The sequence below is a fragment of the Rhodoplanes elegans genome (assembly GCF_016653355.1).
GTDB lineage: Bacteria > Pseudomonadota > Alphaproteobacteria > Rhizobiales > Xanthobacteraceae > Rhodoplanes > Rhodoplanes elegans.
In genome coordinates, this window is the sequence record NZ_NHSK01000007.1 from 1 (window position 1) to 4,636 (window position 4,636).

At 68.7% G+C, this 4,636-nt stretch carries 6 protein-coding genes; all 6 read right to left on the bottom strand.

Translation table 11 applies throughout. From position 1 onward, the window contains the following. Position 1: 1 nt before the first annotated feature. On the bottom strand, positions 2–337 hold the full coding sequence (gene trbK-alt, locus CCR97_RS00690) for a putative entry exclusion protein TrbK-alt (RefSeq protein ID WP_201159214.1): 336 nt from the start codon (positions 335–337) through the stop codon (positions 2–4). Between the two features lie 11 nt (positions 338–348). Then, positions 349–1,113 carry a P-type conjugative transfer protein TrbJ gene (gene trbJ, locus CCR97_RS00695; protein ID WP_111359766.1) on the bottom strand — a complete coding sequence of 255 codons (765 nt, stop codon included), beginning with the start codon at positions 1,111–1,113 and terminating at the stop codon, positions 349–351. After that, the gene (gene trbE / locus CCR97_RS00700) at positions 1,110–3,548 is read right to left on the bottom strand and encodes a conjugal transfer protein TrbE (RefSeq protein WP_111359765.1); all 2,439 of its coding nucleotides are present in this window, start codon (positions 3,546–3,548) and stop codon (positions 1,110–1,112) included. Before trbE ends, trbJ begins: the two co-directional genes overlap by 4 nt. 8 nt (positions 3,549–3,556) lie before the next feature. After that, the gene (locus tag CCR97_RS00705; protein WP_037016633.1) at positions 3,557–3,835 is read right to left on the bottom strand and encodes a VirB3 family type IV secretion system protein; all 279 of its coding nucleotides are present in this window, start codon (positions 3,833–3,835) and stop codon (positions 3,557–3,559) included. Then, positions 3,835–4,194 carry a TrbC/VirB2 family type IV secretion system protein gene (locus CCR97_RS00710; RefSeq protein WP_201159215.1) on the bottom strand — a complete coding sequence of 120 codons (360 nt, stop codon included), beginning with the start codon at positions 4,192–4,194 and terminating at the stop codon, positions 3,835–3,837. The genes CCR97_RS00705 and CCR97_RS00710 overlap by 1 nt, the downstream gene beginning before the upstream one ends. After that, positions 4,191–4,636 (bottom strand): ATPase, T2SS/T4P/T4SS family (locus CCR97_RS00715; RefSeq protein ID WP_201159216.1); only part of this gene is annotated, 446 nt, incomplete at its 5' end. The genes CCR97_RS00710 and CCR97_RS00715, both read right to left, overlap by 4 nt.

A 4,636-nucleotide genomic window follows, 5' to 3' on the forward strand; every position in this document is an offset into this window, starting at 1 on the left:
GCTACTCGCCGCCTGGCGCGGCGCCGCGGCTGCGGCTCTCACCGCTGGAGCCCGGCAATCCGGACCCGATTTGCGGGCGTGCCGTGCCTGGTGTCAGGAAGCGCCGGCGGCTCTCCGCCCAGGCGCGCAGGCACGCGGGATCGCGCGGGCCGGCCTCGCCCAGGCTCTGGCAGCGGAACAGCTCGTCGCGCAGCGGGTCCGCCGCACCCGTCTGTGCCGGTCGCGGCAGCACTGCCTCCGGCCGCTCCTCCTTCCGGGTCAGCTCGATGACCGTGGCCGTGATCGCGACGGCGACAAATGCGACCGCTCCGATCCGGGCAAGGAGTTTGGAATCCACCGCCGCGCCCCTCAGTTGCCGCTGCCCGGGAACATGCTGGCGTTGCCGGGCTGATAGCCGGCGCCGGGCGTGAGGAAGCGCCGGCGCTGCTCGCGGCCCTGTTCAGCCGCGGCCGCGCGTTCGGCATCGGCAAGCGCCCGTGCGCGTCCATCGGCCGCCACGACGGCGGTGAGGTCGGCGAGCTGCTGGGCCTGGAGCGCGAGGATCTGGTTGCCGGCCTGCGTCGCCTGCAGCGCTCCGGTCGCGCCCTGGCTCTGGCCGACCAGCGCCGACATCTCTGTCCGATTGGTGTCGAGATTGCCAACCACGCTGGCTTGGACGCGCATCGCGTCCTGCAAGCCGCCGACCGTGTTCTGCCAGCGCGTGCGCGCATCGGCGATGAGCTGCTGGTCGGACGCGGACAGCGAGGCATTGCCGTAGGTCGTCTGAAACGCCTGGTCGATCTGCTGGACGTCGAAGGCGATGTTCTGCGCCTGACCGAGAAGCTGCTGGGTACGCTGGATGGACTGCTGAAGTCGCTGCAGCGACGAGTACGGCAGGCTCGCGAGATTGCGGGCCTGGTTGATCAGCATCTGCGCCTCGTTCTGAAGCGAGGTGATCTGGTTGTTGATCTGCTCCAGCGCGCGCGCCGCCTGCAGCACGTTCTGTGCGTAGTTGGTCGGGTCGTAGACGATCCACTGGGCCGATGCGGGCGCGACCAGGACGGGCGAGAGCGCTAGCGGAAGCGAGAGAGCCGTCGCGGCGAGAAGCGCCGCGCGCGAGCGACGGATTGTCATGAGGGAGTCTCCAGATTGGTGAGGCTTGGGATGAGATCGGCGGCCCACGCGACGCCGCGGTGGCGCAGCCATGCGGGCAGGAAGCCGTCGCGGCTGTGCTCGGCGAGGATGCGGTCGATGGCTGCCTGGTCGGTCTTGGAGGACGCGGCGCAGAGCGCGAGGGCGACGTCAGAGAGACCGAGCTCGAAGAGGCGATTGCCGCGGCGGGATTGGCAGTAATAGTCGCGCTTCGGCATGGCGCGGGCGAGGATCTCGATCTGGCGGTCGTTGAGGCCGAACCTGCGGTAGATCGCGGCGATCTGCGGCTCGATCGCCCGCTCGTTGGGGAGCAGCAGCCTGGTCGGGCAGCTTTCGATGATGGCCGGCGCGATCGGCGAATTGTCGATGTCGGAGAGCGACTGCGTGGCGAAGACGACGCTGGCGTTCTTCTTCCGGAGCGTCTTCAGCCATTCTCTCAGTTGGCCCGCGAAGCCTTCGTCATCGAGCGCGAGCCAACCTTCGTCGACGATCAGCAAGCTCGGCCGCCCGTCGAGGCGATCCTCGATGCGATGAAACAGATAGGCGAGCACGGCCGGCGCCGCGCCGGTGCCGATCAGGCCCTCGGTCTCGAAGGCCTGGACCGATGCCTCGCCGAGATGCTCGTGCTCGGCGTCGAGCAGGCGGCCATAGGCCCCGCCGACACAGAAGGGCCGCAGCGCCTGCTTGAGATCGTTCGATTGCAGGAGCACCGCGAGGCCGGTGATCGTGCGTTCGACGACGGGCGCGCTCGCGAGCGAGGTCAGCGCGGTCCAGAGATGCTCCTTGACCTCGGGCGTGATGGCGACGCCCTCGCGCATCAGGATCGCGACTATCCAGTCGGCGGCCCAGGCGCGTTCGGGGACATGGTGAATGCCGGCGAGCGGCTGCAGTGAGACGCTCTCGGCCGATCCTTCCGTGAGACCGCCACCGAGGTCGTGCCAGTCGCCGCCCATGGCGAGTGCGGCGGCGCGGATCGAGCCGCCGAAGTCGAAGGCGAAGACCTGAGAGTTGGAATAGCGCCGGAACTGAAGCGCCATCAGCGCAAGGAGCACCGATTTGCCGGCGCCCGTCGGTCCGACGACCAGCGTGTGGCCGACATCGCCGACGTGCAAAGAGAATCGGAACGGGGTGGAGCCTTCGGTCTTGCCGAACAGCAAGGGTGGCGCACCGAGGTGCTCATCGCGTTCCGGTCCCGCCCACACCGCCGACAGCGGGATCATGTGGGCGAGATTGAGCGTCGAGATCGGCGGCTGGCGCACGTTGGCGTAGACATGCCCGGGCAGCGAGCCGAGCCAGGCGTCGACCGCATTGATCGTCTCGGGCATCGCCGTGAAGTCGCGGCCTTGCACGACCTTCTCGACCAGCCGCAGCTTCTCGGCGGCGATGCGGGCGTCATTGTCCCAGACCGTCACCGTCGCGGTGACATAGGCCTCGCCGGCATAATCGGCGCCGAGCTCCTGGAGCGCGAGGTCGGCGTCGGCCGCCTTGTTCGCGGCATCGGTGTCGACGAGAGCCGACGCCTCGTTGGTCATGACCTCCTTCAGGATCGCCGCGATGCTCTTGCGCTTGGCGAACCACTGCCGGCGGATTTTTGTGAGCAGCCTGGTTGCGTCGGTCTTGTCGAGCAGGATGGCGCGCGTCGCCCAGCGATAAGGAAACGCCAGCTGGTTCAACTCATCCAAAATGCCCGGCGTGGTTGCCGTCGGGAAACCGACGATCGTGAGCACGCGAAGGTGCGCATCGCCGAGCCGCGGCTCGAGGCCGCCGGTGAGCGGGTGGTCGGCCAGCAGCGCGTCGAGATACATCGGCGTCTCGGGCACGCGCACGCGATGGCGCCTGGTCGAAATGCAGGTATGCAGGTAGGTCAGCGTCTCGCCGTCATCGAGCCAGACGCACTCCGGCATGAAGGCTTCGATGAGTTGCAGCACGCGGTCGTTGCGATCGACGAAGCCACGCAGGACCTCGTGCGGATCGACGCCGCGGTCGGCCTTACCCTCGTAAAGCCAGTTCTCGGCGCGTGCGGCGTCCTCGACAGGCGGCAGGTAGGTGAAAGTGAGGAAGTAGCTCGACTCGAAATGCGCACTCGCTTCCTCGAAGTCCGCCTTGCGCTCGGCGTCGACCAGCGCAGACGCGGCATCGGGAAAGCGGCTCGACGGATAGGCACCGACGCCATGGCGCTGCGCCTCGACGAAGATCGCCCAGCCCGAGCCGAGGCGGCGGAAGGCGTTGTTGAGGCGGCCGGCGACCGCGACCAGCTCGGCCGGCACGGCGGAGTCGAGGTCGGGGCCACGGAAGCGGGCCGTGCGCTGGAAGCTGCCGTCCTTGTTGAGGACCACGCCCTCTGCGACGAGCGCCGCCCAGGGCAGGAAGTCGGCGAGGCGCGAAGACGTGCGGCGATATTCGGCGAGATTCATCATCGGCCGCCTCACACGCCCAGGAAGCCCGGAATGCGCAGGTGCCGGCGCGTGACCTCGACGAACATCGGGTCGCGCTTCGCCGCCCACACCGCCGCGAAGTGACCGACGGCCCAAAGGCCGAGGCCGACGAGCCAGAGCCGCAGTCCGAGCCCGAGCGCGGCCGCGAGCGTGCCATTGAGGATGGCGATCGAGCGCGGCGCGCCGCCAAGGAGGATGTGCTCGGTCAGCGCCCGATGGACCGGCACCGAGAAGCCGGGGACCTCGGCGGTATCAAGCACACCAGCCATCACACCACCGCCCCGCCGCCGAAGCTGAAGAAGCTCAGGAAGAAGGAGCTGGCTGCGAACGCGATCGACAGGCCGAACACGATCTGCACCAGCCTGCGGAAGCCGCCGCTCGTATCGCCGAAGGCGAGCGTCAGGCCGGTGACGATGATGATGATCACCGCGATGACCTTGGCCACCGGGCCTTCGATCGATTGCAGGATCTGCTGGAGCGGCTGCTCCCAGGGCATGGAGGAGCCGCTGGCATAGGCCGGCGCCGCGTAGAGGAGCCCTGCCGCGATCAAACCGATGCGGCCGATCCGCTCGCGGACCGAGCCGGCGAATAGACGTTGCTTGAATGATGGCTGTCGAGCGGCGGTCATGTGTGGTCTCCTGCTGCGCCTGCTGTCGCGGGGGTGATGCGGTAGTCGCCGCCAGGTCCAAGGCCTTCGACGCGGGCGAGCTCGGCGAGGCGGCGCGAGGCGCCGCGGCCGCTCAGCACGGCGACGAGATCGATGGTCTCGGCGATGAGCGCGCGCGGGACTGTGACGACGGCTTCCTGGATGAGCTGCTCGAGGCGGCGCAGCGCGCCGATCGCGGTGCCCGCGTGGATGGTGCCGATCCCGCCGGGATGGCCGGTGCCCCAGGCCTTCAGAAGATCGAGCGCCTCGGCGCCGCGCACCTCGCCGATCGGAATACGGTCGGGCCGCAGGCGCAGGGAAGACCGCACCAGGTCGGACAGCGTTGCGACACCATCCTTGGTGCGCATGGCGACGAGATTGGGCGCCGCGCATTGAAGCTCGCGCGTGTCCTCGATGAGGACGA

Coding starts and splice junctions, on each gene's coding strand:
- trbJ (WP_111359766.1), bottom strand. CDS start 1,113: ATGACAATCCGTCGCTCGCGCGCGGCGCTTCTCGCCGCGACGGCTCTC.
- trbE (WP_111359765.1), bottom strand. CDS start 3,548: ATGATGAATCTCGCCGAATATCGCCGCACGTCTTCGCGCCTCGCCGAC.
- CCR97_RS00705 (WP_037016633.1), bottom strand. CDS start 3,835: ATGGCTGGTGTGCTTGATACCGCCGAGGTCCCCGGCTTCTCGGTGCCG.
- CCR97_RS00710 (WP_201159215.1), bottom strand. CDS start 4,194: ATGACCGCCGCTCGACAGCCATCATTCAAGCAACGTCTATTCGCCGGC.